At 66.2% G+C, this 26998-nt stretch carries 17 protein-coding genes and 1 pseudogene; 9 read left to right on the top strand and 9 right to left on the bottom strand.

From position 1 onward, the window contains the following. Nucleotides 1–278 precede the first annotated feature (278 nt). From ACM6JT_RS34935 to ACM6JT_RS34905, 7 genes are all read left to right on the top strand, one after another. Nucleotides 279–7514, top strand: a complete 7236-nt coding sequence (locus ACM6JT_RS34935) for an ESPR-type extended signal peptide-containing protein (protein WP_414858260.1) — start codon at nt 279–281, stop codon at nt 7512–7514. 108 nt (nt 7515–7622) lie between these two features. Then, nucleotides 7623–8291: an OmpA family protein gene (locus ACM6JT_RS34930; RefSeq protein ID WP_407971969.1), complete on the top strand. Its 669-nt coding sequence runs from the start codon at nt 7623–7625 to the stop codon at nt 8289–8291. A 392-nt stretch (nt 8292–8683) separates the two neighbouring features. Beyond that, nucleotides 8684–9829, top strand: coding sequence for a DUF2827 domain-containing protein (locus ACM6JT_RS34925; RefSeq protein ID WP_105390269.1), 1146 nt, complete (start codon nt 8684–8686; stop codon nt 9827–9829). Nucleotides 9830–9843: 14 nt separating this feature from the next. After that, a complete protein-coding gene (locus ACM6JT_RS34920) occupies nt 9844–10998 on the top strand; it encodes a DUF2827 domain-containing protein (protein WP_105390268.1) in 1155 nt (384 codons plus the stop codon). Between the two features lie 25 nt (nt 10999–11023). Beyond that, nucleotides 11024–11491, top strand: a complete 468-nt coding sequence (locus ACM6JT_RS34915; RefSeq protein WP_414858182.1) for a DUF4019 domain-containing protein — start codon at nt 11024–11026, stop codon at nt 11489–11491. Between the two features lie 30 nt (nt 11492–11521). Continuing rightward, entirely contained in the window at nt 11522–12658 is a 1137-nt protein-coding gene (locus tag ACM6JT_RS34910; protein WP_034180850.1) for a DUF2827 family protein, read from the top strand. A 23-nt stretch (nt 12659–12681) separates the two neighbouring features. Further along, nucleotides 12682–14655: an FkbM family methyltransferase gene (locus ACM6JT_RS34905; RefSeq protein ID WP_414858181.1), complete on the top strand. Its 1974-nt coding sequence runs from the start codon at nt 12682–12684 to the stop codon at nt 14653–14655. Nucleotides 14656–14829: 174 nt separating this feature from the next. On the opposite strand, the gene ACM6JT_RS34900 is transcribed toward ACM6JT_RS34905, so the two are convergent. Together ACM6JT_RS34900 and ACM6JT_RS34895 are read right to left on the bottom strand one after the other, a co-directional pair. Continuing rightward, the gene (locus ACM6JT_RS34900; RefSeq protein WP_034180852.1) at nt 14830–15246 is read right to left on the bottom strand and encodes a hypothetical protein; all 417 of its coding nucleotides are present in this window, start codon (nt 15244–15246) and stop codon (nt 14830–14832) included. 92 nt (nt 15247–15338) lie between these two features. After that, nucleotides 15339–16142 carry an EAL domain-containing protein gene (locus ACM6JT_RS34895; protein ID WP_034180853.1) on the bottom strand — a complete coding sequence of 268 codons (804 nt, stop codon included), beginning with the start codon at nt 16140–16142 and terminating at the stop codon, nt 15339–15341. On the opposite strand from ACM6JT_RS34895, the gene ACM6JT_RS34890 reads away from it, so the two are divergent. Continuing rightward, entirely contained in the window at nt 16056–16511 is a 456-nt protein-coding gene (locus tag ACM6JT_RS34890; protein WP_414858263.1) for a hypothetical protein, read from the top strand. The genes ACM6JT_RS34895 and ACM6JT_RS34890 overlap by 87 nt on opposite strands. A gap of 415 nt (nt 16512–16926) precedes the next feature. On the opposite strand, the gene ACM6JT_RS34885 is transcribed toward ACM6JT_RS34890, so the two are convergent. Beyond that, entirely contained in the window at nt 16927–18069 is a 1143-nt protein-coding gene (locus ACM6JT_RS34885; protein WP_034180854.1) for a DUF2827 domain-containing protein, read from the bottom strand. 181 nt (nt 18070–18250) lie between these two features. Between ACM6JT_RS34885 and ACM6JT_RS34880 the strand changes: the two are divergent. After that, nucleotides 18251–18443 (top strand): annotated as a pseudogene (locus ACM6JT_RS34880) (galactosyl transferase GMA12/MNN10 domain protein); the annotation flags it as partial. 84 nt (nt 18444–18527) lie between these two features. Here ACM6JT_RS34880 and ACM6JT_RS34875 read toward each other — a convergent pair. The 6 genes from ACM6JT_RS34875 to ACM6JT_RS34850 all read right to left on the bottom strand — a co-directional run bounded on the left by ACM6JT_RS34875 (nt 18528) and on the right by ACM6JT_RS34850 (nt 26869). Beyond that, on the bottom strand, nt 18528–20642 hold the full coding sequence (locus ACM6JT_RS34875; RefSeq protein WP_217590198.1) for a phosphocholine-specific phospholipase C: 2115 nt from the start codon (nt 20640–20642) through the stop codon (nt 18528–18530). Nucleotides 20643–20684: 42 nt separating this feature from the next. Next, entirely contained in the window at nt 20685–20888 is a 204-nt protein-coding gene (locus ACM6JT_RS34870) for a hypothetical protein (protein WP_034180863.1), read from the bottom strand. 322 nt (nt 20889–21210) lie between these two features. Then, entirely contained in the window at nt 21211–23208 is a 1998-nt protein-coding gene (locus ACM6JT_RS34865; RefSeq protein WP_414858180.1) for an acetyl/propionyl/methylcrotonyl-CoA carboxylase subunit alpha, read from the bottom strand. A gap of 39 nt (nt 23209–23247) precedes the next feature. Further along, nucleotides 23248–24033, bottom strand: a complete 786-nt coding sequence (locus ACM6JT_RS34860) for an enoyl-CoA hydratase/isomerase family protein (protein ID WP_034180865.1) — start codon at nt 24031–24033, stop codon at nt 23248–23250. Between the two features lie 15 nt (nt 24034–24048). After that, nucleotides 24049–25656: a carboxyl transferase domain-containing protein gene (locus tag ACM6JT_RS34855; RefSeq protein WP_217590197.1), complete on the bottom strand. Its 1608-nt coding sequence runs from the start codon at nt 25654–25656 to the stop codon at nt 24049–24051. Nucleotides 25657–25687: 31 nt separating this feature from the next. Next, a complete protein-coding gene (locus ACM6JT_RS34850) occupies nt 25688–26869 on the bottom strand; it encodes an isovaleryl-CoA dehydrogenase (RefSeq protein WP_034180867.1) in 1182 nt (393 codons plus the stop codon). Nucleotides 26870–26998: the final 129 nt, after the last annotated feature.

The raw sequence follows: 26998 nt of genomic DNA, 5'->3' as shown, positions 1-26998 counted from the left end.
TTGATTTTTATAGATATTAACGACGTGACCGAGGAAAACCAAAGCCCTACACGTAACATTCTTACACCTTTCATATTCATTCTTCCTGGATACATAAAAACACGATCCATTGACCATCTTTTAACTTTTCAAACCCTCCATTTATCACTATTTAGCAATTAATAAAATCCACCTCCAATAAACTCCGCCCATCAATTTTGAGATTCGCGCGAGCGCACGGAGTATTCCTCTAACAAAAGAGACCGGTGTGTAGCGTGCACATTTGGAGGTAGTAGGACATGAACCGCACATACCGCTCGATCTGGAACGAAGCTCTTGGCGCCTGGGTCGCGGCATCGGAAATCGATTCGGCACGGGGCAAGCCGAACAAGTCGGCCGTCGTGGTCGCCGCAGTCGCAGCACTGGCGATCGGCCTGCCGGGGCTCGCCGAGGCCAACACGCTCAACACACAACAGACCTGCTTTACGGGAAGCAACGGCGCAGTCGGCCGAGTCAACCCGGGCGGCACGGCGAACCAGGCTGGCGACGGCTCCGGTACGTATTCGGTCGTGGCCGGCTGTAATTCCAACGGCAACGGCTGGACCGGCGTCACGGTTTACGGCTCCTTCGCGCAAGCGACCGGCAACGGCGCCGTCGCCACCGGCATGCAGTCGTCGGCCGGCCTGTGGGGCGTCGCCGCCGGCCTCGAAACCACCGCGAGCGGCGCAGGCGCCACCGCGCTCGGCTTCGGCTCAACGGCAAACGCGCTGAACTCGGTCGCGATCGGCGGTGCGGGCGGCAACGGCACGACGCCGCTGTCGCAAGCGAACTCGACCATCGCGTCGGGCGCGGGCTCGATCGCCATCGGCAGCAACGCAACGAAGGGCGCGCAGTCGGCCGCTTCGGACAGCATCGCGATCGGCGGGCAGTCGTCCGTCGCATCGACCGCGACGTCGGGTATCGCAGTCGGCCGCGGCGCGACCGTCAACGGCGCATACGGCATCGCCCAGGGCGACGGTGTCGTGTCTGGCGCGACCGGGCAGAACGTGGCGATCGGCTCGAGCGGCACGACGGCAAACAGCAGCACGGCTGCCGGCGGCGCGGTTGCAATTGGTCGCGGCCAGACGGCGACGGGCAACGGCGCGGTCGCGATCGGCGACCCGAACTCGGCGATCGGTACGGGCGCCGTCGCGCTCGGTGCGAACGACTCGTCGAACGGCCAAGGCGCCATCGCGATCGGCAATGCCAATTCCGCGACCGGTCAAGGCTCGGTCGCATTGGGCAACAGCAGCACGGCCACCGCGGCCGGCGGCGTCGCGATCGGCGACACCGCGGTTTCCGGCGCCACCAACGCCCTGGCCTTCGGCTCCGGTTCCAATGCGAACGTCGCCGGCTCGGTCGCGCTCGGTTCCAATGCCGTCACGACCGGCACCGCGAACACCGCCACCGGCGGCACCGGTACCGTCAGCAGCACGACGATCGGCAGTCAGACGTTCGGCACCTATGCCGGCGCGAGTTCCGCCGCCGGCGTGGTCAGCGTCGGCGCGGCCGGGGCGGAGCGGCGCATCCAGAACGTCGCCGCCGGCCTGGTCAGCGCGACCAGCACGGACGCGATCAACGGCAGCCAGCTTTTTGCGGTCGCCAGCACGACGACGTCGAGCATTGCCAGCCTGTCCACGTCGACTTCGACGGGTCTGTCGTCGGCGAATAGCTCGATCACGTCGTTGTCGACTTCGGCCTCGACCGGTATCAGCTCGCTGTCCACCGGCCTGAGTTCGACCAACAGCTCGGTGGCTTCGCTGTCGACGTCCACGTCGACGGGCTTGTCCTCGGCGAACAGCTCGATCACGTCGCTGTCCACGTCGACGTCGACCGGCATCGGCTCGCTGTCCACCGGCTTGAGCTCGACCAACAGCTCGGTGGCGTCGCTGTCGACTTCCACGTCGACGGGCTTGTCGTCGGCTAACAGTTCGATCAGCTCCCTGTCCACGTCGACGTCGACGGGCCTCTCGTCGGCCAATAGTTCGATCACCTCGCTCTCCACGTCGACCTCGACGGGCCTCTCGTCGGCCAATAGTTCGATCACCTCGCTGTCGACTTCCACCTCGACCGGTCTGTCGTCGGCAAACAGCTCGATCACGTCGTTGTCCACCTCCACGTCGACGGGCATCGGCTCGCTGTCCACCGGCCTGAGCTCGACCAACAGCTCGGTGTCGTCGCTGTCGACCTCCACGTCGACGGGCCTGTCTTCGGCCAATAGCTCGATCACCTCGCTGTCCACCTCGACTTCGACGGGCCTCTCGTCGGCGAATAGCTCGATCACCTCGCTGTCGACCTCGACCTCGACTGGCATCGGCTCGCTGTCCACCGGTCTGAGCTCGACCAACAGCTCGGTGTCGTCGCTGTCGACTTCCACGTCGACCGGCCTGTCCTCGGCCAACAGCTCGATCACGTCGTTGTCCACCTCGACCTCGACGGGCCTGTCCTCGGCCAACAGTTCGATCAGCTCCCTGTCCACGTCGACGTCGACGGGGCTCTCGTCGGCCAATAGCTCGATCACGTCGTTGTCCACCTCGACTTCGACCGGCCTCTCGTCGGCCAACAGCTCGATCACCTCGCTGTCCACCTCCACGTCGACGGGGCTGTCGTCGGCCAACAGCTCGATCACGTCGCTGTCCACCTCGACCTCGACGGGCATCAGCTCGCTGTCCACCGGCCTGAGCTCGACCAACAGCTCGGTGTCGTCGCTGTCGACTTCCACGTCGACCGGCCTGTCCTTGGCCAACAGTTCGATCAGCTCGCTGTCGACCTCGACCTCGACCGGCCTCTCGTCGGCCAATAGCTCGATCGGCTCGCTGTCGACCGGCCTGAGCACGGTCACGACCAAGACGGACAACCTCGGCAACAGCACGGCGTCGGCACTTGGCGGCGGCTCCACGTACGACCCGACGACCGGGACGGTCTCCGCGCCGGCGTATACGACCTACAACGCGAACGGCACGACGTCGACCGCCAACAGCGTCGGCTCGGCGATCAACAACATCAACAGCCAGGGTATCAAGTACTTCCACGCGAACTCGACCGGTGCCGACAGCGTCGCGACCGGCACCGACGCCGTCGCCATCGGCAGCGGTGCCACCGCCGGCACCAACAATTCCGTCGCGCTCGGCGCCAACTCGCAAACCGCCGCAGCCAATCCCACGAGCAGCGCGACCGTCAACGGCGTCACGTTCGGTGGATTCGCAGGCGCCGCGCCAGTCGGCACCGTCAGCGTCGGCAGCCCGGGCAACGAGCGACAAATCACCAACGTCGCCGCCGGCCAGGTGACGCAGACCAGTACCGACGCGATCAACGGCAGCCAGCTTTATTCGGTTGCCCAACAGGTTGGTACCGCGACCAGTGCCATTTCGTCGCTGTCCACGTCGACGTCGACGGGTCTGTCGTCGGCGAATAGCTCGATCACGTCGTTGTCCACCTCGACCTCGACGGGCCTCTCGTCGGCGAACAGCTCGATCACGTCGTTGTCCACCTCGACCTCGACCGGTCTGTCGTCGGCGAATAGCTCGATCACGTCGCTGTCCACCTCGACCTCGACCGGTCTGTCGTCGGCGAATAGCTCGATCACGTCGTTGTCCACGTCGACTTCGACGGGCCTCTCGTCGGCCAACAGCTCGATCACGTCGTTGTCCACCTCGACCTCGACCGGTCTGTCGTCGGCGAATAGCTCGATCACGTCGCTGTCCACCTCGACCTCGACCGGCATCAATTCGCTGTCCACGGGCCTCAGCTCGACCGACAGCTCGGTGGCCTCGCTGTCGACGTCCACGTCGACGGGTCTGTCGTCGGCTAACAGCTCCATCACGTCGCTCTCCACCTCGACCTCGACAGGTATCAGCTCGCTGTCCACCGGTCTGAGCTCGACCGACAGCTCGGTGGCCTCGCTGTCGACTTCCACGTCGACGGGGCTGTCGTCCGCGAACAGCTCGATCACGTCGCTGTCCACGTCGACCTCGACCGGCCTGTCGTCGGCGAATAGCTCCATCACGTCGTTGTCCACCTCGACCTCGACCGGTCTGTCGTCGGCGAATAGCTCCATCACGTCGTTGTCCACCTCGACCTCGACGGGCTTGTCGTCGGCCAACAGCTCCATCACGTCGTTGTCCACCTCGACCTCGACCGGTCTGTCGTCGGCGAATAGCTCGATCACGTCGCTGTCCACTTCGACCTCGACCGGCCTGTCGTCGGCGAATAGCTCGATCACGTCGCTGTCCACTTCGACGTCGACGGGCTTGTCGTCGGCAAACAGCTCGATCACGTCGCTGTCCACCTCGACCTCGACCGGCATCAATTCGCTGTCCACAGGCCTCAGCTCGACCGACAGCTCGGTGGCCTCGCTGTCGACGTCCACGTCGACGGGGCTGTCGTCCGCGAACAGCTCGATCACGTCGCTGTCCACCTCCACGTCAACGGGTCTGTCGTCGGCGAATAGCTCGATCACGTCACTGTCCACGTCGACGTCGACCGGCATCAGCTCGCTGTCCACCGGTCTGAGCTCGACCGATAGCTCGGTGGCGTCGCTGTCGACTTCCACGTCGACGGGCCTGTCCTCGGCCAACAGCTCGATCACCTCGTTGTCCACGTCGACTTCGACGGGCCTCTCGTCGGCGAATAGCTCGATCACGTCGTTGTCCACCTCGACCTCGACAGGCCTCTCGTCGGCCAACAGCTCGATCACGTCACTGTCCACGTCGACTTCGACGGGTCTGTCGTCCGCGAATAGCTCGATCACGTCGCTCTCCACCTCGACCTCGACCGGCATCAGCTCGCTGTCCACCGGTCTGAGCTCGACCGATAGCTCGGTGGCTTCGCTGTCGACTTCCACATCGACGGGCCTGTCCTCGGCGAATAGCTCGATCACGTCGTTGTCCACGTCGACTTCGACCGGCTTGTCGTCGGCAAACAGCTCGATCACGTCACTGTCGACTTCCACGTCGACCGGCCTCTCGTCGGCAAACAGCTCGATCACGTCGCTGTCGACTTCGACGTCGACCGGCCTCTCGTCGGCCAACAGCTCGATCACGTCGCTGTCGACTTCGACGTCGACCGGCCTCTCGTCGGCCAACAGCTCGATCACCTCGTTGTCCACCTCGACCTCGACCGGCCTCTCGTCGGCCAACAGCTCGATCACGTCGCTGTCGACTTCGACCTCGACCGGTCTGTCCTCAGCCAACAGCTCGATCGACTCGCTGTCGACGTCGACCTCGACCGGCCTGTCGTCGGCGAACAGCTCCATCACGTCGCTGTCGACTTCCACGTCGACGGGCTTGTCCTCGGCCAACAGCTCGATCACGTCGCTGTCCACGTCGACCTCGACCGGCATCAACTCGCTGTCCACCGGCCTGAGCTCGACCAACAGCTCGGTGTCGTCGCTGTCGACTTCCACGTCGACCGGTCTGTCCTCGGCTAACAGTTCGATCACGTCGCTGTCGACCTCGACCTCGACGGGCCTGTCCTCGGCCAACAGCTCGATCACGTCACTGTCCACCTCGACCTCGACCGGCATCAACTCGCTGTCCACGGGCCTGAGCTCGACCAACAGCTCGGTGGCGTCGCTGTCGACGTCCACGTCGACCGGCCTGTCCTCGGCTAACAGCTCGATCAGCTCCCTGTCGACGTCGACTTCGACCGGCCTCTCGTCGGCCAACAGCTCGATCACGTCGTTGTCCACGTCGACCTCGACCGGCATCAACTCGCTGTCGACCAGCCTGAGCTCGACCGACAGCACGATCCTGTCGCTGTCCACGTCGACGTCGACCGGCATCGGCTCGCTGTCCACCGGCCTCTCGTCGACCAACAGCTCGGTGGCGTCGCTGTCCACGTCGACCTCAACCGCGATCAACGCTGCGAAGACGCACTACTACAGCGTCAACGACAACGGCACGCAGCAAAGCAACTACGCCAACGACGGCGCAACCGGCACCAACGCCCTCGCCGCCGGCGTCAACGCCAGCGCGGCGGGCGCAAGCAGCGTCGCAGTCGGCGACGGCTCGAACGCGCAGTCGGCAGGCGCGGTCGCGATCGGCCAGAACGCATCGGCAACGGGCGGCAAGGCCGTGTCGATCGGCTCCGGCAACACCGCGAGCGGCGACGGCGCGGTCGCGATCGGCGATCCGAGCATCGCGACGGGCACCGGCGCGGTAGCGATGGGCGCGAACGACACGGCGACCGGCAACGGCGCAGTGGCGCTCGGCAACGCGAACACCGCAAACGGCGCCAGCGCACTCGCACTCGGCAGCTCGAACCAGGCCACCGCGGACAACACGATCGCGCTGGGCAGCCAGTCCACGGCCAGCGCCACCGGCGCACAGGCCTACGGCTCGGCTGCCAAGGCCACGGCCGCCGACGCGCTCGCCTTCGGCACGAACGCGCAAGCCAACGTCGCCAACTCGATCGCGCTCGGTGCGAACTCGGTCACGAGTGCCGCGAACCCGACGTCGAGCGCCACGATCGGCGGCGCCACGTACTTCTTCGCGGGCAGCTCGCCGGTCGGCGTGGTGAGCGTCGGCGCGCAGGGCCAGGAACGCCAGATCACGAACGTCGCCGCCGGCCGGATCTCGGCCAGCAGCACGGACGCGATCAACGGCAGCCAGCTCAACGCGACGAACCAGGCGATCACGAACCTGTCCACGTCGACCGCGTCGAACATCTCGTCGCTGTCGACCGGCATCAACTCGCTGTCCACCGGACTGAGCACCACGAACAGCTCGGTGACGTCGCTGTCCACGTCGACCTCGACCGCGATCAGCTCGCTGTCGACGGGCCTCAGCTCGACGAACAGCAACGTGTCGTCGCTGTCCACGTCGACGTCGACCGGCATCGGTTCGCTGTCCACCGGACTGAGCTCGACGAACAGCACGGTCGCCTCGCTGTCGACCGGCGTGACGAACATCAACAACACGCTGAACTCGCTGTCGACGACGCTCAACAACAACACGACGCGCTCGCTCAATTCCAACGGCATCGCGGCCGACATGAACGGAACCGGCTCCGACAAGCCTACCGTCACCGCCGGCTCGAACTCGGTGGCGATCGGCGCGAATTCGACGGACGGCGGCCGCCAGAACGTCGTCTCGGTCGGCAGCGACACGCAGCAGCGCCAGATCGTGAACGTCGCACCGGGTACGCAAGGCACCGACGCGGTGAACGTGAACCAGCTGACGCAGGTGCAGACGACGCTGTCGACGGCACTGTCGGGCCAGCAGGCGCAGATCAACTCGCTGGGTTCGCAACTGCAGCAGACCGACCAGATGGCGAAGCAGGGTATCGCGGCCGTCGGCGCGATGGCGTCGATCCCGCAGCTCGATCGCGACGCCAACTTCGGGATGGGTGTCGGCACGTCGACCTTCCTCGGCCAGAAGGCGATGGCGGTCAACATGCAGGCCCGCATCACGGAGAACCTGAAGGCGTCGATCAACGGCGGCTTCAGCGGCGGTCAGAAGGTGATCGGCGCCGGCATGCTGTACCAGTGGAAGTAATGCGTCGCGCCGCCAGGCCGGCCGGCCCGCGGCGGCCCCGACGGCAGGACGAGCCGGCCGCGCAGCCCGCGGCCGGCTTCTGTCAACCCAAGCTTTGAGGACGTAACCGTGAACAAACTCGCTCTTGCGCTCGCGCTTTCCGCAATGGCCCTCGCCGCGTGCTCGACCGCATCCGGCCCGACCTTCAGCGCCTCCGAACTGCAGCCGCGCGACGGCGTGCGCACGTTCCAGGTGGACTGCCACGGCCTGCTGTCCGGCCCGCAGACCTGCATGAAAGCTGCCCGCAAGATCTGCGGCGACCAGCCGGTGCGCACCGTCGACTCGGCCCGCGCGCTGCGCGACAAATCCGATCCCGCGACGCTGGTCTTCCAGTGCGGCGCCGCGCCGGCCGAAGCGGCCGCGGCAGCCGAGCCGGCGCCGGCGCCTGCCACCGTCGAACGCGTGAACCTGTCGGGCGACGCGCTGTTCGCGACCGACCACGCGACGCTCGCACCGACCGCACGCGAATCGCTCGACCGGCTGTTGAGCGAGCGCGCGGACCGCACGTACTCGCAGGTGACGATCACCGGCTTTACGGATACGGTGGGCAGCGACGACTACAACCTCGCACTGTCGAAGCGCCGTGCCGAATCCGTCGCCGCCTATCTGAAGGCGCACGGGCTGAAGGCCGACACGCTGACGGTCACGGGCCGCGGCAAGGCCGATCCGGTCGCGTCCAACGCAACGCCCGAAGGCCGCGCCAGCAACCGCCGCGTCGAAATCACGCTGCAGCACTGAGCGGACGACCGCCGCGCGCGGCGGCCGATCCGGCAGGCCGCCAGCGCCGCGCCGGACATCCGCCGATCAACGCGCGCGTCGCTGCGCCGGCGCCCCGTTTCCGCTGGCCGCCGGCTATGTCAAAGTTCGTCACGTGCCTCCACAAACCGGCGATTTCCGTGCCACAATCGCCGCAGACAGTCGCCGGGGCAGCCTGCCCGAATCGCACGCCGTGCCAGGCGTGCCCGGCGACACGCCGGAACCCGGCTGCCGCCCCCGCGAACCACGTCGCCCGATTCGCGTGCCGCGGCGCACCGGCGCGAATGCAACCATGACAATCCACGGCGCGCCGCTTCCGGGCCAGACGCTCGACGCCATGCCCGGACGCACGACGCCGCAGAGGAAACCAACCGGTGACGGACATCAATGAAGCCGCCGCGGGCGGCACCCGCAAGCAACGGCCGGCAGTCGGCATCTCGCTGTTTGCGCGGGACGGCCAGGCGATCTGGGAAAACGGCATTCACCAGAACATCGCGTTCCTCGCGATGATGCTCAAGCGCTCGGATCGCGTCGGCCCCGTCTATTTCCTGAACGGCGGCGACGCCAACGCACTGCCGGCCGGCCTCGAACTCGATGGCCTCGACATCCCGCTCGTGAATCCCGCCGACGTCACGCACGAACTCGACGTCGTAATCGAAATGGGCGCGCAGCTGCCGGTCGAATGGCTCAGGCACATGAAGGCGCTCGGCAAGAAAATCGCCGCGTTCTTCTGCGGGCACGTGTATGCCGGCCTGTGCGAAACCCCGATCTTCGAAAAACCGTCGGGGCACATCTTCAACGGCGCACCGTTCGACGAAGTGTGGCTGCTGCCGCAATACGACAAGACCGCGGCGCCGATGCTGCAGACCATCCTGCGCGCGCCGGTGCACCTGATGCCGCATATCTGGTCGCCGTACTTCCTCGATCGCCGCGTCGCCGCGCTGGCGAGCGAAGGCGCGACGTTCGGCTATCGGCCCGGCCACCGCCCGTGGCGCCTGGCGATGCTCGAGCCGAACATCTCGGTCGTCAAGTCCTGCCACTACCCGATGCTCGCGTGCGACGAGTTCTATCGCGCGCGGCCGGACGCGGTGCAACACATGTTCGTCGTCAACGCGATGCACATGAAGGAGCATCCGACCTTCGTGCACTTCGCGAACAGCCTCGATCTCGTGCGCCAGCACAAGGCGACCTTCGAACCGCGCATCGACCTGCCGGGCTTCATGGCGCACCATGCGGATGCGGTCGTGTCGCACCACTGGGAAAACGGGCAGAACTACCTGTATTACGACGTGCTGCACGGCGGCTATCCGCTGCTCCACAACTCGACGCTGCTCGGCGACGCCGGCTATTACTACCCGGACTTCGACTCGGCCGCGGGCGGCCGCGCGCTGCTCGACGCGTGGCTGCATCACGACGAACGCCTCGACGACTACCGCGCGAAAGCCAACCGGCTGCTGCAGTCGGTCTCGATCGACAACCCCGCGAACCTGGACGCGTTCGTCTCGCGTCTGGTCGCCTGAACCGGAGCATACGCATGTCGGACTCCAATGCCCGTCAAGCGCCCGGCGAGGGCAAGCGTCTCGTCGTCGGCGTATCGCTGTTCGTGCGCGGCGCCGGCCAGTCGCTGTGGGAAAACGGCATCTTCCAGAACTGCCTGCTGCTGATCCTGCTGCTGCGCCAGTCGCCGCTCGTCGCGGAAGCCGTGATGGTGAACGGCGGCGAACAGGTCGCCGATCCGCAGATGATGCTCGGCGAATGGGACGTGCCGCTGCTGTCGATGGACGAAGCGCTGCAACGCTGCGACGTGCTGATCGAAATGAGCGCGCAGTTCGGCGCGGACTACCTGCGTGCGTTCCGCGAGCGCGGCGGCAAGGTCGTCACGATGCGGGTCGGCAACGACTACGTGATCGACATCGAACGCGCGATGTTCAACAAGCCGTCGGGCTTCCTGTTCTCGGGCGCGCCGTACGACGCGGTATGGACGATTCCCGAATTCGAGCGCTCGTGCCTGCACTATTACCAGACGGGCCTGCGCGCGCCGGTCACGATCGTCCCGCACATCTGGCACCCGATGCTGTTCGACAAGGCGCGCGCGACGCTCGGCGCCGGTTTGTCGTACGGCTATCGGCCCGGCAAGCCGCGCTGGCGCGTGACGATGTTCGAACCGAACATCTGCATGGTGAAGACGAGCATCATCCCGATGCTGGTCACGGAAGAGGCATACCGTGCCGATCCGAAATTCCTTGAATTCGTGCGCGTATGCAACACGATCCACATCAAGGAGCATGCAACCTTCGTCCACTTCGCGAAGAGCCTCGACATCGTGAACCACGGCATCACGACGTTCGAAAGCCGCTATGCGGTGTACGAGTTCATGGCCGCGTACGGCGATGCGGTGGTGTCGCACACGTGGGAAAACGCGCAGAACTACCTGTATTACGAGCTGCTGTACGGCGACTATCCGCTGATCCACAACTCGCCGTTCCTCGGCAAGGCCGGGTATTTCTATCCGGACTTCGACTGCCAGGCCGGTGGCCGCGCGCTGCTGCAGGCATTCGCCGAACACGACGCGAACCTGGAAGCGTACCGCGAGCAGTCGAAGCACGTGCTCGACTCGGTCAGCATCTATAACCCCGAGAACGTCGCCGCCTATACGGACGCGATCGCCACCCTCTATCGCGACGCGTGACGCGCCGCCCTTTCCGGATCCCGACATGAATGCACGCACGCCCTTCACCCGCGCCAAATGGATGATCGGCTGCGCCGTCGCTTCGATCGCGATCGGCGCGCACGCGCAATCGGCCGGCGAATCGGCCGACTCGCTGCTCCGCGATTCGGACGCAGTGTTCAAGCAGCTCGACGCCGGCCAGTACGGTGCGGTGTGGAGCGATGCCGCCGCATTCGTGAAGGCGCGCATCAAGCAGGACCAGTTCGCGGCCGACATGCAGCAAGCCCGCCAGTCGGTCGGTGCGGTCAGCCATCGCGGCTGGGCGCAGATCACGCGCATCCGCTATACGAATGCATCGACGACGCCCGACGGGCTCTACGCGAACGTCGACTATGCAACCACGCTGACGAACGGCGCGACCGTGTTCGAGAAGCTGAGCTTTCGCCTCGACGACGACGGCCGCTGGCATCTGACGGGCTACGTGCCGCGCCGGTCGCAAGGCGCCGTGCAGTAAGCCGCGCCCCGCCCGCCTCACGGAGCTGCCATGAAACTCAATGTCGCGATAACGATGAACGTGCAGCGCGACGCGACGCAGTCGATCTGGTACAACGGCGCGAACCAGCATTGCGTGTACCTGTACATGCTGCTGAAGCAGTCGCCGCTGATCGGCGAGGTCTGGCTCGCGCACGACGACGGCATCACCGACTATCCGCAGGCGCTGATGATGGACGCGTTCGGCGCCGCGCTGCGGCCGCTGTCGTCGATCGTCCACCAGACCGACCTGCTGATCGAGATGAACGCGTTCATCGACCCGTCGCACACGGACGTCGTGCGCCGGCGCGGCGGCAAGTGCGTGTCGTACCGCTTCGGCAACGACTACGTGATCGCGGTCGAGACGATCAACTTCGAGAAGAACGACTGGCGGCCGAACCCGCACCGCGTGCAGTTCGACGAGATCTGGACCAACCCGCAGCACATGCATACGTGCGCGGCGTATTTCCAGGCCGTGTATCGCGCGCCGGTGATCGAACTGCCGCACATCTGGTCGCCGTATTTCATCGAGCGCAGCCTCGACGCGGATCCCGAACTGAAGGCCCGCTTCGGCTACCGGAACCACGGCCCGGCAAAGCGCATCGCGTTCTTCGAACCGAACCTGAATGTCGTGAAGAGTTCGATCGTGCCGATGCTCGCCGCGAACGCGTGCTACGTCGAGCATCCGGAACTCGTCGAGCACGTGTACATGACCAACACGTTCGACAAGAAGGAGAACGTCGCCTTCAAGCATCTCGCGCTCGGGCTCGAGATGGTGCGCGACGGCAAGGCGACGGCCGACGTGCGCGCGCCGTTCGTCGCGTGGGCCGCGCATCACACCGACATCGTCGTGTCGCATCACTGGGAAAACGGCCTCAACTACCTGCTGTACGACGCGCTGTACGGCAACTACCCGCTCGTGCACAACTCGCCGTTCCTGCGCGACGTCGGCTACTACTATCCGGACTTCGAGATCTTCGATGCGGCGCGCGCGATCGCGACCGCCGCGCAAACGCACGACGCGCGGCTCGACGACTATGCGGCGGCCGCCCGCCGCTGCCTGCACCAGGTCGACACGCTCGCCGAACACAACGTCCGCGCGTATTCCGCGCAGATCCAGCAGCTGTTCGCCGGCCGCGCACTCGGCTGACCTCCTTCGCACACGTCCCGCCCATGAATCAGACCGTCCGCAATTTCGTCGTGATCGATTCGATCCACGGCCCGTTCGTCATCAACCGGCACTGCGCGCTGCAGGCCGAGGCGCTGATCAAGACCGGCCGGCCGCATATCCAGGCCGAGCTCGACACGATCCTGCAGGTGATCGACCAGTTGCCGGACGGCGCGATCGCGGTGGACGGCGGCGCGAACGCAGGGCTCGTGTGCGTGCCGATCGCGCACCGGCTGCGCGCGCGCAGCGGCCGTGTGTACGCGTTCGAGCCGCAGCGCACGCTGTTCCATGCGCTCGGCGGCACCATCGCGCTCAACGAGCTCGACAACCTCCATCTGCTGAACATGGGGCTCGCCAGCGCCAACGGCACGATGAAGGTGCCCGACATCGACTATGGGCAGGATGCCGATTTCGGTTCGGTATCGCTCGTCGACGGCCAAGCGGCGGGCGGCACGCCGACGCCGGTCGCCAGGCTCGATTCGCTCGGCCTGCCGCGGCTGGATTTCCTGAAGCTCGACATCGAAGGGATGGAGATCGACGCGCTGCGCGGCGCGCGCCGATTGATCGAGACGCATCTGCCGTGGTGCTGGATCGAATACTGGAAAGTCGGCGAAGCGCCGATCATCGATACATTCGCCGGCCTCGACTACACGTTCTACCGGATCGACGGGCTGAACATGCTCTGCGTGCCGAACCCGCGCTGGGACCGGCAGCGGCTGTTCATCTCGGGCGAGCCGCTCGCCACCGCATCGACGGCCGAAAGCAACGCGAATCATGCGACCGCCGGCACAGTGGGCGCCGACGCACCCGAAACGAACTGGAATCGCGCGCTCGACCACGAATCGCGCTGCGAGTGGGGTCATGCGATCGACCGCTGGCAACGCGCGCGCGGCCGCGGGCTCGACGACGATGCGATCGCGCTGCAGCTCGCGTCGTGCTATGGCTTCGCCGGCGCGCCCGACGCCGGGCTCGCGGCACTCGACCGCTTCGGCGATCCGGCCGCGCTGCCCGACGCAACGCGCGGACGCATCGAACTGGCGCGCTCGGCGCTGCTGCTGCGCGCCGGCCGGCGCGACGAGGCCGCCCGCGCCACCGTCGCCAGCGAAAACGTGCTGACGGCCGCGCAGTTCGGACTGCCGACCGAGCGGCTCTACCAGGGCCAGCCGCTGCACGGCAAGCGGCTGCTCGTGGTCAGCTACGGCGGCGCCGGCGACCAGTTCCAGTACGCACGCTACCTGCACGCGCTGGACGCGCTCGGCTATGCGGGCGTGACCGTCGTCGTCCCCGATGCGCTGACGGGCCTGCTGCGCCATACGTTCCCGCGCATCGAATTCATCGGCGTGCACGGCGCATGGGCCGATACGTCGCAGATCGCACACGACTACTGGTGTTCGTTCCTGATGCTCGCCGCCCTGTTCGGCTACGCGCCGGCGCCGGAAGGCGCACCGGCCGCCTACCTGTCGTGCCCGCCCGCGCACGCGGCCGCATGGCGCGAGCGCGTGTCGCGCGATGGCCACGCGCCCGGCACGCGCCGCATCGGGCTCAACTGGCGCGGCCGCGACGAAAGCGACGCGCGCTTCCATCGCGCGGCGAGCCTGCGTGATTTCGCACCGCTTGCACGGATGCAGGGCTACGCCGCGTATTGCATCAACCGCGACCTGTCCGCGCAGTCCGAGCAATCGGACCTGCCGGTCACGTTCCCGCATCACGCGATCGGCGATTTCAGCGATCTCGCGGCGCTGATGCTCGCGATGGATGCCGTCGTGACCACCTGCACCGCGCACATCCACCTCGCCGGCGCGCTCGGTGTGCCGGCCGTGCTGCTGCTCAGCCCGAAAGCCGATGCGCGCTGGGAGACCGGCTCGCGCACCGCGCTCTACCCGGGCATCCGGATCGTGCGCGCGACACACGTCGGGCAATGGGACGACGCGATCGACCGCGCGATGGCGCTGGTGCTCGGCGGTTTCGGGAGGGATTGATCGATTTGCAGTGCGTCCGGGAGGCCGGGCCGCCGGGCCGCTACGCCCGCGCGATGTCGAAACCGCGTGCCGGCCCGCACGCGCACCGGATGCGCCCGGGCCTGCTCACGCCAATGACGGCACCTTCTGGTGGCCAGCCTCACGAATGATTTTGTCGAAACAGGGGATCGCGCCCTACACCAGCACCCGAGCGCCGCTTTGCGCGGCGAATGCGCGGCCATGCCGCCGCCCCGTGCGTGCGAGCATGGCGAAGCAACGGGCCGCCAGCCGGCTTGCGCCGCCGGATTGCTTCACGAGGCTGTCGGACACGCCGCGCGCGATCGCCGAATCGTCGCCGCACGCGCCCGCGATGACGCCCGCGTAATAGTGCTGCGCCGCCAGCTCGCGGCTGTTGGCGTTGAGCGGCGTCATCCGCTGAATACGGCGCGCGACGGCCTTCAGGCCGTCGAGATACGGCGTGACGTCGATCGGCACATCGGTCGATTCGGCGCCCAGTTGCCACAGCATGTCGGCCAGCTCGGCGAGCGCGACCAAGTCGCGCGCATCGGTCGCCTGCGTGCTCGTTCCGCCTCCAGTCTTCGTCTCCGCCATGCCCACGCCCCTTTGCGATTCATCCCGGCCACGCGCCGGCCCCGCCCGACTCCGGCGCGCATCACGCACGCCGCCCGCCTGTTCCCGCGCCGTCACGCGGCGGCCGGCGGCCGCCATGTAAAACGGATGCCCTGCGCCCATGCGACGCCGGCATCCACGATGATCTGCCGGTCGATCTCGTTCTCCACGCCTTCGACGACGACGTGCCGCGCGCCTTCATGCGCGAACGCGATCAGCCTGCGGAACTGGTATCGCCCGATCGCGTTGCGCTTGATCATCGACAGGACCGACCGGTCGAGCTTCACGATGTCGGGATTGCCGACCACCAGATTGTTCAACGCGCTGAAGCCGACGCCGAAATCGTCGATCGCGATCCGGCATCCGGCTTGCCGGAAGCGGTTCACGAACGACCGGCCCGCGACGGGATTCAGCGGCCCCGTCTCCGTGATCTCGACCACCAGACGCGCCGCGACCGACGGTTCGCGCTCGAGCCGCCTGAAAATCGCCAGCCACGCATCGTCGACGACCGCGCTCGCCGCCGCGACGTTGCACCCGTAGACGGCGCCCGGATCGGCGCGCAGCCCGTCGATCGTCCGGCTCACCACGAGCCGGTCGAACCAGCGCATCAGCCCGAGCGCCTCGAGGCGCGGCAGGAACGCGACCGGCGGCAGCACGTCGCGCTCGCCCCAACGCAACCGCGCCAGGCATTCCTGATACAGCACGCCGCCCGACAGGTCGGATCGGCACACCGGCTCGTGCGCGAACCCGAGCCGGCTTTCCACGAAACTGCGTACCGACGCGAGGTCGGGATGATCGTCAGGGGCGCCGAACACGAGATCGATTTCGTCACGATTCGCTTCCCGATTCGCCTCCAGGCGAGCTTCGACCGCATTCATCCGGCGCTCCGGCAAATGGCGAGCCGCCGAAGACGGCTCGACCTCAACAAACATGCGGAGCGAACCGACCATGACGCGCTCCGCCGCCTACCCGGCCCATCCTGTTATGTCGATCTTTTCCGGGAGCGTACTTATCGCTTCGGCGCGCCGTCAAATTCGATATTTTCAACGATATTCAATTACTGGGAATACACCATGTACGCACGACACCGACAGTGCGACAGGTTACACAACGCGAATGACGGAAACACAATCCGGAAATCGCTCATCTTTTTTGCTCAAACAACTTTATCCGAATCGATTTTCCGCGATATGCCAGCTTCTAAAATCGAAAATCCTTCAATTGATCAGATAAATACCGACCCGTGATGCACCGCCCGCATTCGATGCCAAGCCACGCCGCCGTGGCCGGCTGCCCGGACCATCACTCGCTGAAAACCTGCCGCCGCGAGTCATTCGATCATCGCAGCATTCAATTTCCCGCCTCAAACGAAATTATTGAATTTCAAAACGGAATCGAACCGCCTTGAATCGATAATATCAAGTTTAATTATATGATGATTGCCGATCGAAACAAATTTAACAATCTTTCCGACTTGTTAACCTATAAACTTGTTTTCGACGGACTTCCCTCGGAGCCGTCAAATTCGTGCCTTCAAAAAACCGTCGACCCGAACGGGTTCGACGGTTTCTTTTTAACGGCATCAATTCATCAGACATTAGGGTGGGACAACCCCGATGGCGGCCCGCGGCGCAACGGGCAAGCGCCTCGAAAAATCGGGCGTTATGCGGCCGTCGCACCGATCAGGTTCGCGAGCAGCGCATCGTATTCGGCGACTAGCGCGGGATTCGCCGACGTATAGCGGCTGAGGATGTCGCGCTGGCGTCGCGTGTACGCTTCCCAGTCGTCGTCATGCGTATGCAGCGCGCGCAGCAGCGCATCGGCGCCCTGCTGCACGTCGTTGTCCGGATAGTAGTAGCCGAGATCGGGCGCGAGGCTCGCGTTGTGCACGAGCGGATAGCCCTGCCAGCACACGTCGAAATAGAAATAGTTGAGCGGGTTCGACCATTGATGCGACACGACGATATCGGTCAGGTCGGCCAGGAACAGCGGCGTATCGAAGCGCCCGACGAAGCTCGCCTTGCCCGCGCGCACGATGTCCAGGTAGTTCATCAGCATCACGAACTCGGGGCTGTCGTGCGCGAGGCGATCGGCGTTCGTCACGTGCGTGAAGCAGATCGCATCGGGGTCGCGGCGATACGCCTCGTCGATGATCAGCATCGGATACACGCAGAACTTCACGACGTTGTGGTTCGGCTCCATTACCGTCAGTCGCTTGCCGGGCTCGCTGCGCGGCCGGTATTCGCCGTGCTCCGGCAGCGATTGCGCGCGTGCGCTCAGGAACATCGGATCCCACACGAACGGCACGACGCGCCCCGGGCAGCGGCGCAGCGACTGCAGGAACGGCAGCGACGACGGCGCGATCTGCGGAATCGCCCACACCTCGTCGTAGCCGCGGTTGATGAACAGCGTGTCCCACAGCCGGCGGCCGAACAGCATCGACTCCATCGCGTTGATGTACTCGACGCCGCAGCAATAGCTGACGAGCTTCGCGCCGCGCGCTTTCAGGTAGGCCGTCTGCTCGGCGTCGATCTGCCCGCCGAGCTCGATCACCACGTCGAGCGAATCCTTCATGTCGGCGAACGCGCGCGTGTCGTACACGGCGCGATCCCACGGCAGCGCGTCGGTGAGCGGCACGTCGGTCGTGTTGACCAGCGTCACGCGATAGCCGTACGGCGAAGCCATCAGCAGCTTCGCGAGAAACAGCGCGTTCTGCTTGATGCCGTTGATCCACAGGCTTTCGTCGGGGGCACGCAATCCGATCGTGATACCGATGCGCAGGCCGTTCAGGACAGGAGACGTCATCGTCGGCGGGATGGGAGGTTGGATGGGAATGGAATGAACGCAGTGTAGCGCGCGAAGCGCCGCCCGCGTCAAGCGGCGGCGGCGATCCGGCATTCTAGCGAACCGCTGGCGGGCACACTGTCATGGATGGTTAGCACCTGGCTGGCGAGCGCAAATCCGCGAACCGGTTCTGCGATACTCCGGCAACCAGCTGCATTTCATTCGCGCGATGGAGCGCGACGGGCAGTTGCACGGCGAAGGCGTGGTCGATCTCGTCAGCTTCGACACGCTCTGGCTGTTTCGCCGCGCGGACAGCTACATCGTGCGTTACTACGGCATGTGGCCCGCGATGCTGCGCGCCGATCATGGCGCACGACGACAGGCTGATGCCCTGACGCCGCTACCGCTACCGCAACCTCGACATCGCATGCGCGTGCGCCGGCCGGCTCCAACCAGCCGGCAGCGCACGCCTCTTGTCGTCAGATCGCCGTAATCGTCGGCGCCACGGCAGCCGGATCGGTGATGCTGGCCTTGCCGGTTTCGACGTGCCCCGCGATGCGACGCATCCAGCCCGCATTCCCCGCAACCGCGAACTGCAGGTCGTACCAGTGGCTGCTGCACGACAGATCCCAGTGCGCTTCGACGCGCTGCCCTGCCGGAATCGTCAGCGTGCGCGCCGCCCCGCCGTACGCGACATCGGTCGCCGTGATCGTCAGCGCGCTGCTGCCCGCATTGGCGAACGTCACATAGACGTCGCCGTTCGCGGCGTCATAGCACGCGGTGATTTCAGGCTTCGCGGCGGCGTCCGCGGCGGCGGACCCCGCAAAGCGCCGGAAATAGCCGTTCGGCCCCCAGACGCTCACCAGGTAGTTGCCGTTCGCGTCGAGCGCCCACGTATCGGTCAACTGCTTGCCCGCTTCGACCGTGTAGCGGCGCGGCATCGCGGTGGCGTCGCCCGTATAGACCCAGAAGTGCGCACCTTGCGTGCCGGTATTCGCGAACGTCAGCGCATAGCCTTGCGCGCCGAGCTGGCCGGTGACGTGCAGTTCGTACGGCAGCGCGCGCGCCGGCCGCGTGCCGGATTCCTGCGCTGTCACGACCTGCTGCGCGGTGCTGGTCGGCGCGGTCTGCGACGACGCACGCGAGCATTGCAGGTCCGCCTGCGCGACATACGCCTGCGTGCTCGGCAAGGTCGGCAACGTCGCATCCGATTTCGAGAAGTCGAGCGCCGACGTCAGGTCGCCGCAGATCGCGCGGCGCCACGGCGAGATGTTCGTTTCCATCACGCCGAAGCGCTTCTCGATGAATTGCAGCACCGACGTGTGATCGAAGACCTGCGAGCAGACGAAGCCGCCCTTCGACCACGGCGACACGACGAACATCGGCACGCGCGGGCCGAGGCCGTACGGCAGGTTGTCGGCGGTATACGTGCCGGTCTGCGTCGAGGTCACGACGTTGTGCCGCTCGAGCGACACGTCCACCGTGCTCATGCCGGAGCCCGGCAACGTCGGCGCTTGCGGCGGCACGACATGGTCGAAGAAGCCGTCGTTCTCGTCGTACATGACGAGCAGCACGGTCTTGCTCCACACGTCCGGATTGGACGTCAGCGCGTCGAGGATCGTCGACAGGTAGTAGGCGCCGTACAGCGGCGTGAACTTCGGGTGTTCCGAATACGCGGCCGGCGGCAGCAGCCACGATACCTGCGGCAGCGCGTTCGCCTGCACGTCGGCTTTCAGTTGCGTGATCGGGCGCGTGCTCATCCCGCGCGTCTGCAGCGACGAACCGGCCGGCGCATTCACGAAGTTGTTGAAGCACGCGAGCATGTTCGTGCCGTAGTTGCCTGTGAAGTTGTCGAACCCGGTGCCCTGCTGGTAGACCTGCCACGAGATGCCGGCCTGTTCGAGCCGCTCCGGGTAGGTCGTCCAGCTGAAGGGCGGCAACTTGATCTTGTCGAACTGGTTGTCGATGTAGTCGGTGTTGTCGAGCAGCGGGCCGCCGCCCGTGCCGAGCGGATCGACCATGCCCGTCATCAGGTACATGCGGTTCGGGTGCGTGTTGCCCGGGATCGAGCAGAAGTAGTTGTCGCACACGGTGAACGCATCCGCGAGCGCGTAGTGGAACGGGATGTCGTCGCGGACGTGATAGCCCATCGTCATGTTGGACTTCTGCATCGCCCATTGATCCGCACGGCCGCCGTCGATCGCGCCGTGCGTCGTCGCCCACGTATGCGGCAGGCCGCCGATGCACTGCGCGTTCACGCCCGGGTCGGTCGTGTCGTAGCGGAACGGCGCGATCACGCTCGCCTTGTCCTCCTGCCGCGGCTGGAACCAGACCGGCTTGCCGTTCGGCAGCGTGACCGGGAAGCGGTCGTTGTAGCCGCGCACGCCGCTCAGGTGCCCGAGGTAGTGGTCGAACGAGCGGTTTTCCTGCATGAACACGACGATGTGCTGGACATCCTGGATCGTGCCCGTCACGGTATTCGGCTCGATCGCGAGCGCCTTGCGGATCGATTCGGGAAGCAGTGCGGTGGCGGCGGTCGCACCGGCGAGGCCGGCGGAGAACTTCAGAAAATCGCGTCGTGAATGAGTGGCCATGCTGGTTGCTCTTGATTGGATTTCTGGTTGGAACGACCGGTATCAGGAAGCGGGCGAAGATGCGGGCGCGGTGAAACCCGGCGGGCAACGCATCTGCGCGGTGGCGACGGCGGCGCCGCCGCAGGCGGCCTTCTGCTGCGCGACGGGCGCGGGGTCTGCATTCAGGTCGTCGCCGCAGGCGCTGAGGAGTGCGATCAGCGCGACCAGGCCGGCGACCGCGAAAGGCCGTAGGGCCGACGTTCGCATAACGTATCTCCGTGGACGTGATGAAGTGACACGGACGCGAACCCGCGCCGGTCATATCGACGGCGAGATGCTATGTTCGACTTGTTACACGACGGTGTCGAGTGGAGATGGACGTGCGGCGGGAGGGTGTGGCGCAACGGGCCACGCGTTCGATGGAAGTATGGATTTCGCCGGCAAAACGTAATTCGATCGAAAGATTCGTGCGGCGCCGGCGTGTCGATGCAATCGAAGCAGCACCTGTCGCAACCACCAGCGTGCGGTGATGCGCGAAGCGGTTTTCACGGGCCGGCAGCCGCCGACCCGCGCACAGCGAAAGCGTCGATCAGCCTTCCGCCATCATCAGCAACTGCGCGCCATCCGCGACCTGGTCGCCGACGCCGTACAGCACTTCCGCGACTACGCCCGCGCTCGGCGCGCCGATCGTGTGCTCCATCTTCATCGCTTCCATCACGATCAGCGGCGTGCCGGCTTCGACCTTCTGGCCCGGTTCGACCAGCACCGCGATCACCTTGCCGGGCATCGGCGCGGTCAAACGCCCGCCGCCCTGTTCGGTGTCGCCAGCATGCGCGAGCAGGTTGCGCCATTCGAACGTCTCGGCCGCGCCCTGCGTGAACACATGGAACGTGTCGCCGTCCGCATACACGCGGCCGCTGCTGCGCACACCGCCGAGCGTCACGTCGAAATCGAGCGGCGTTGCGCCGCGCGTCCATGCGAACGGCTGCGCGGCCGCGTCGCCGGCCGCGATGCGCGCAACGGCGCCGTCGTCTTCATACGCAACCGTCACGTCCGCTTCGCGATCGACCGCATGCCATTCGAGCGTGCGGCGATAGCCGCCGTTCAATCGCCAGTCCGGCAGCGCGCCCCATGGCGATGCCCCCTGCGCGGCCGCGCCGCGTTCGCGCGCGAGCAGCGCCGCGCAAGCGAGCGCGAGCGTCGCGCGCGGCGGCTGTTGCGGGGCGAACAGCGCGTCGTGGTTGCGCTCGATCAGGCCCGTATCGAGATCGGCCGTCGCGAACGGCTCGCACGCGACGATCCGCTGCAGGAATGCGGCGTTCGTATGCAGGCCGACCACCTCGCACGCACGCAGCGCGCGCAGCATCAGGCTCAGCGCTTCCGTGCGGTCTGCGCCATGGACGATCAGCTTCGCGATCATCGGATCGTAGAACGGCGTGATCGCATCGCCTTCGCGCACGCCGCTGTCGACACGCACCGCTGCGCCGATGTCGAACTCGACGCCGTTCGGCAGCCGCAGGTGCTTCAGCGTACCCGTGGACGGCAGGAAGCCGCGCGCGGGGTTCTCCGCATAAAGGCGCGCCTCGAGCGCGTGACCCTGCACGCGCAGTTCGTCCTGCTGCAACGGCAGCGGCTCGCCGGACGCGACGCGCAGTTGCCATTCGACGAGATCGAGCCCGGTGACCATCTCGGTGACCGGATGCTCGACCTGCAGGCGCGTGTTCATTTCCATGAAGTAGAACGCGTCGCCCGTCATGATGAATTCGACGGTGCCCGCGCCGACGTACCCGACCGCGCGCGCGGCCGCGACGGCCGCCTCGCCCATCGCGCGGCGCACGTCGTCGTGCAGGCCCGGCGCCGGCGCTTCCTCGAGCACCTTCTGGTGACGGCGCTGCACCGAGCAGTCGCGGTCGAACAGGTAGACGGTATTGCCGTGCGTGTCGCCGAACACCTGCACCTCGACGTGGCGCGGGCGCGTCAGGTATTTCTCGATCAGCACGCGGTCGTTGCCGAAGCTGCTCGCGGCCTCGCGCTGGCACGACGCGAGCGCCGCCGGGAAATCGTCGGAGCGCTCGACCACGCGCATCCCCTTGCCGCCGCCGCCCGCGCTGGCCTTCAGCAGCACCGGATAGCCGATCTCGTCGGCTTCGCGATGCAGGTTGCCCGTGTCCTGGTCGTCGCCGTGATAGCCGGGCACGAGCGGCACGGCGGCCGCGTGCATCAGCGCCTTCGCGGCAGCCTTCGAGCCCATCGCCGCGATCGCGTCGACCGGCGGCCCGATGAATACGATGCCGGCCGCTTCGCACGCATGCGCGAAATCTTCGTTCTCCGACAGGAAGCCGTAGCCGGGGTGGATCGCCTGCGCACCGGTCGCGCGCGCGGCTTCGATGATGCGCTCGATGCGCAGATAGCTGTCCGCGGCCGCCGAGCCGCCGATATGCACGGCTTCGTCGCATGCGGCCACGTGCTTCGCGTTCGCATCGGCGTCGGAATAGACGGCGACGCTCGCGATCCCGAGACGTTTGCACGTCGCGGCGACGCGGCACGCGATTTCGCCGCGGTTGGCGATCAGAATCTTGTCGAACATGGCTTCGGTTTCGTCCGGAAAGAGTGGGTCACGACGACGTCATTCACGCCACGACGGCGTGCGTTTCTCAAGGAAGGCCGCGATCCCTTCGCGCGCTTCCGCGCCTGCGCGGGTGCGCGCGATCCAGTCGGCGGTCTGCTCGATCAGCGTCGCGTCGAGCGCGCGGCCGGCCACGTCGGCGACGAGTTGCTTGCACGCACGCACCGCGTCGGGGCCGTTCGCGACGAGCGTCGCGGCCAGCTTCGCGACCGTTTCGTCGAGCGTATCGGCCGGCACCGCGTCGTGAATGAAACCGATCGAAGCGGCGCGCGCGCTGTCGAACACCTCGGCCGTCGTGAAGTAGCGGCGCGCCGCGCGCTCGCCCATCGCGCGCACGACGTACGGCGCGATCGTCGCGGGAATCAGCCCGAGCCGCGCTTCCGACAGGCAGAACTTCACGCCGTCGGCGGCGATCGCAATATCGGCCGCCGCGACGAGGCCCACGCCGCCCGCATACGCGTCGCCATGCACGCGCGCGATCACCGGCTTGCCGCAGCGATGGATCGCCTCGAGCATCCGCGCGAGCTTGCGCGCATCGGCACGGTTCTCGTCGTCCGAGTAACCGGCCATCTTCTTCATCCAGTTCAGGTCCGCGCCCGCGCAGAACGCGGTGCCTTCCGCCGCGAGCACGATCGCGCGCACGCCTTCGTGCGCGTCGAGCCATTCGAACGCGGTGGTCAGCTCGGCGATCGTCGTCTCGTTGAACGCGTTGCGCACGTCGGGACGCGCGAGCGTGACGGTCGCGACGCGGTTTGCTTCGTTGACCTTGATGGTTTCGTATCGCATCGTCCGCTCTCCTCGTTACATCCGGAACACGCCGAAGCGCGTATCGTCGATCGGCGCGTTCATCGATGCGGCAAGGCCGAGACCGAGCACGTCGCGCGTCTGCGCGGGATCGATCACGCCGTCGTCCCACAGCCGCGCGCTCGCGTAATACGGATGGCCCTGGCGCTCGTACTGGTCGCGAATCGGCTGCTTGAACGCTTCCTCTTCGTCGGTCGACCACTCGCCGCCCTTCGCCTCGATACCGTCGCGACGCACGGTCGCGAGCACCGACGCGGCCTGCTCGCCGCCCATCACCGAGATCCGCGCGTTCGGCCACATCCACAGGAAGCGCGGCCCGAATGCGCGGCCGCACATCCCGTAGTTGCCGGCGCCGAACGAGCCGCCGATGATCACGGTGAACTTCGGCACCTTCGCGTTCGACACGGCCGTCACCATCTTCGCGCCGTGCCGCGCGATGCCTTCGTTCTCGTACTTGCGACCGACCATGAAGCCCGTGATGTTCTGCAGGAACACGAGCGGGATCTTGCGCTGGCAGCACAGCTCGATGAAATGCGCGCCCTTCACCGCCGATTCGGAAAACAGGATGCCGTTGTTCGCGACGATCCCGACCGGATGGCCCCAGATGTGCGCGAAGCCCGTGACGAGCGTCGTGCCGAAGCGCGCCTTGAATTCGTCGAACTCGGAATCGTCGACGATGCGCGCGATCACCTCGCGCACGTCGAACGGCTTGCGCGTATCGACGGGAATCACGCCGTACAGGCTCTTCGCGTCGTAGCGCGGCGGCTTCGGCTCGCGCAGCGCCACCGGCGATGCGATCTTCGGTGCGAGATGATCGACGATGTTGCGCGCGATCGACAGCGCATGCGCGTCGTTCTGCGCGAGATGGTCGGCCACGCCCGACAGGCGCGTGTGCACGTCGCCGCCGCCGAGGTCCTCGGCGCTCACTTCCTCGCCGGTCGCGGCCTTCACGAGCGGCGGCCCGCCGAGGAAAATCGTGCCCTGGTCCTTCACGATGATCGACTCGTCGCTCATCGCGGGCACGTATGCGCCGCCCGCCGTGCACGAGCCCATCACGACCGCGATCTGCGCGATCCCGGCCGCCGACATCGTCGCCTGGTTGAAGAAGATGCGGCCGAAGTGGTCGCGATCGGGAAACACGTCGTCCTGGTTCGGCAGGTTCGCGCCGCCCGAATCGACGAGGTACACGCACGGCAGCCGGTTTTCCGCGGCGATTTCCTGCGCGCGCACGTGCTTCTTCACGGTGATCGGGTAGTAGGTGCCGCCCTTGACCGTCGCGTCGTTGCACACGATCACGCACTCGCGGCCCGCGATCCGGCCGATCCCGGTGATGACGCCCGCGCCCGGCGCGTCGTCGTTGTACATGCCGTTCGCCGCGAGCTGCGACAGCTCGAGGAACGGCGCGCCCGGATCGAGCAATTGCGCGATGCGGTCGCGCGGCAGCAGCTTGCCGCGCGACAGGTGCTTGTCGCGCGCGGCCTGGCCGCCGCCCTGCGCGAGCTGTTCGATCTTCGCGCGCAGGTCGGCGACGACCGCCTCGAGCGCCTCGGTGTTCGCGCGGAAGTCTTCCGAACGCGGGTTCAGTCTGGATTCGATGATCGGCATCGACGGGGCTCCGTTCGCGTGACGTGGGGCGTTACATCGTTTCCGCGAACAGCTCGCGGCCGATCAGCATCCGGCGGATCTCGCTCGTGCCGGCGCCGATTTCATAGAGCTTCGCATCGCGCCACAGGCGGCCGACCGGGTATTCGTTGATGTAGCCGTTGCCGCCGAGGATCTGGATCGCCTCGCCGGCCATCCACGTCGCCTTCTCGGCCGTATAGAGGATCACGCCCGCGCAGTCCTTGCGCACCTGGCGAATGTGGTCGCTGCCCGCCGAGTCGAGATGGCGGCCGACCGCGTACAGATACGCGCGGCACGCCTGGAACGTGGTGTACATGTCGGCGACCTTGCCCTGGATCAGCTGGAATTCGCCGATCGCCTGGCCGAACTGCTTGCGGTCGTGGATATACGGCACGACCGCATCGAGGCATGCGGCCATGATGCCTGTCGGGCCGCCCGACAGCACCGCGCGCTCGTAGTCGAGGCCGCTCATCAGCACCTTCACGCCGCCGTTGAGCTGGCCGAGGATGTTCTCTTCCGGCACCTCGACGTCCTGGAACACCAGCTCTCCCGTGTGCGAGCCGCGCATGCCGAGCTTGTCGAGCTTCTGCGCAACCGAGAAGCCCTTCATCCCCTTCTCGACGATGAACGCGGTGATGCCGCGCGCATTCGCTTCGACGTCCGTCTTCGCGTAGACGACGAGCGTGTCGCAATCGGGGCCGTTGGTGATCCACATCTTCGTGCCGTTCAGCACGTAGCGGTCGCCGCGCTTGTCGGCGCGCAGTTTCATGCTGACGACGTCGGAGCCGGCATTCGGTTCGCTCATCGCGAGCGCGCCGATGTGTTCGCCCGACACGAGCTTCGGCAGGTATTTCTGCTTTTGCGCTTCGGTGCCGTTGCGGTGGATCTGGTTCACGCACAGGTTCGAATGCGCGCCGTACGACAGGCCGATCGACGCCGATGCGCGCGAGATCTCTTCCATCGCGACCATGTGCGCGGTGTAGCCCATGTTCGCGCCGCCGTACTCCTCGGCGACCGTCATGCCGAGCACGCCGAGATCGCCGAACTTCTTCCACAGATCCATCGGAAACTGGTCGGTGCGGTCGACCTCCGCCGCGCGCGGCGTGATTTCCTTCGCCGCGAACGTCGCGACGGCATCGCGCAGCATCTCGATGTCTTCACCGAGCATGAATTGCACGCCGGGCAGGTTGATCATGTCTCCTCCGTCTCCAGAAAGTGTGTCGCACGCACCGATTTCTGAGTTTCGCTCAAATCGAATGAATGCGTCGATTCATTGACCAATACAGCGGAAATTTTGCACAGTTTCGCGCCTCGTCCGGTTCGG

The organism is Burkholderia sp. IT-111MI5, from assembly GCF_949752865.1.
Taxonomy (GTDB): Bacteria; Pseudomonadota; Gammaproteobacteria; order Burkholderiales; family Burkholderiaceae; genus Burkholderia; species Burkholderia pyrrocinia_C.
The sequence above is the reverse complement of the archived record's forward strand: the minus strand, read 5'-3'. Positions and strand labels throughout refer to the sequence as shown.

Excerpts from the sequence above, each read along its gene's own strand:
- ACM6JT_RS34935 (WP_414858260.1), top strand. The coding sequence starts at position 279 with ATGAACCGCACATACCGCTCGATCTGGAACGAAGCTCTTGGCGCCTGG.
- ACM6JT_RS34920 (WP_105390268.1), top strand. The coding sequence starts at position 9,844 with ATGTCGGACTCCAATGCCCGTCAAGCGCCCGGCGAGGGCAAGCGTCTC.
- ACM6JT_RS34915 (WP_414858182.1), top strand. The coding sequence starts at position 11,024 with ATGAATGCACGCACGCCCTTCACCCGCGCCAAATGGATGATCGGCTGC.
- ACM6JT_RS34910 (WP_034180850.1), top strand. The coding sequence starts at position 11,522 with ATGAAACTCAATGTCGCGATAACGATGAACGTGCAGCGCGACGCGACG.
- ACM6JT_RS34905 (WP_414858181.1), top strand. The coding sequence starts at position 12,682 with ATGAATCAGACCGTCCGCAATTTCGTCGTGATCGATTCGATCCACGGC.
- ACM6JT_RS34900 (WP_034180852.1), bottom strand. The coding sequence starts at position 15,246 with ATGGCGGAGACGAAGACTGGAGGCGGAACGAGCACGCAGGCGACCGAT.
- ACM6JT_RS34890 (WP_414858263.1), top strand. The coding sequence starts at position 16,056 with ATGATCGTCAGGGGCGCCGAACACGAGATCGATTTCGTCACGATTCGC.
- ACM6JT_RS34895 (WP_034180853.1), bottom strand. The coding sequence starts at position 16,142 with ATGAATGCGGTCGAAGCTCGCCTGGAGGCGAATCGGGAAGCGAATCGT.
- ACM6JT_RS34885 (WP_034180854.1), bottom strand. The coding sequence starts at position 18,069 with ATGACGTCTCCTGTCCTGAACGGCCTGCGCATCGGTATCACGATCGGA.
- ACM6JT_RS34875 (WP_217590198.1), bottom strand. The coding sequence starts at position 20,642 with ATGGCCACTCATTCACGACGCGATTTTCTGAAGTTCTCCGCCGGCCTC.
- ACM6JT_RS34870 (WP_034180863.1), bottom strand. The coding sequence starts at position 20,888 with ATGCGAACGTCGGCCCTACGGCCTTTCGCGGTCGCCGGCCTGGTCGCG.
- ACM6JT_RS34865 (WP_414858180.1), bottom strand. The coding sequence starts at position 23,208 with ATGTTCGACAAGATTCTGATCGCCAACCGCGGCGAAATCGCGTGCCGC.
- ACM6JT_RS34860 (WP_034180865.1), bottom strand. The coding sequence starts at position 24,033 with ATGCGATACGAAACCATCAAGGTCAACGAAGCAAACCGCGTCGCGACC.
- ACM6JT_RS34855 (WP_217590197.1), bottom strand. The coding sequence starts at position 25,656 with ATGCCGATCATCGAATCCAGACTGAACCCGCGTTCGGAAGACTTCCGC.
- ACM6JT_RS34850 (WP_034180867.1), bottom strand. The coding sequence starts at position 26,869 with ATGATCAACCTGCCCGGCGTGCAATTCATGCTCGGTGAAGACATCGAG.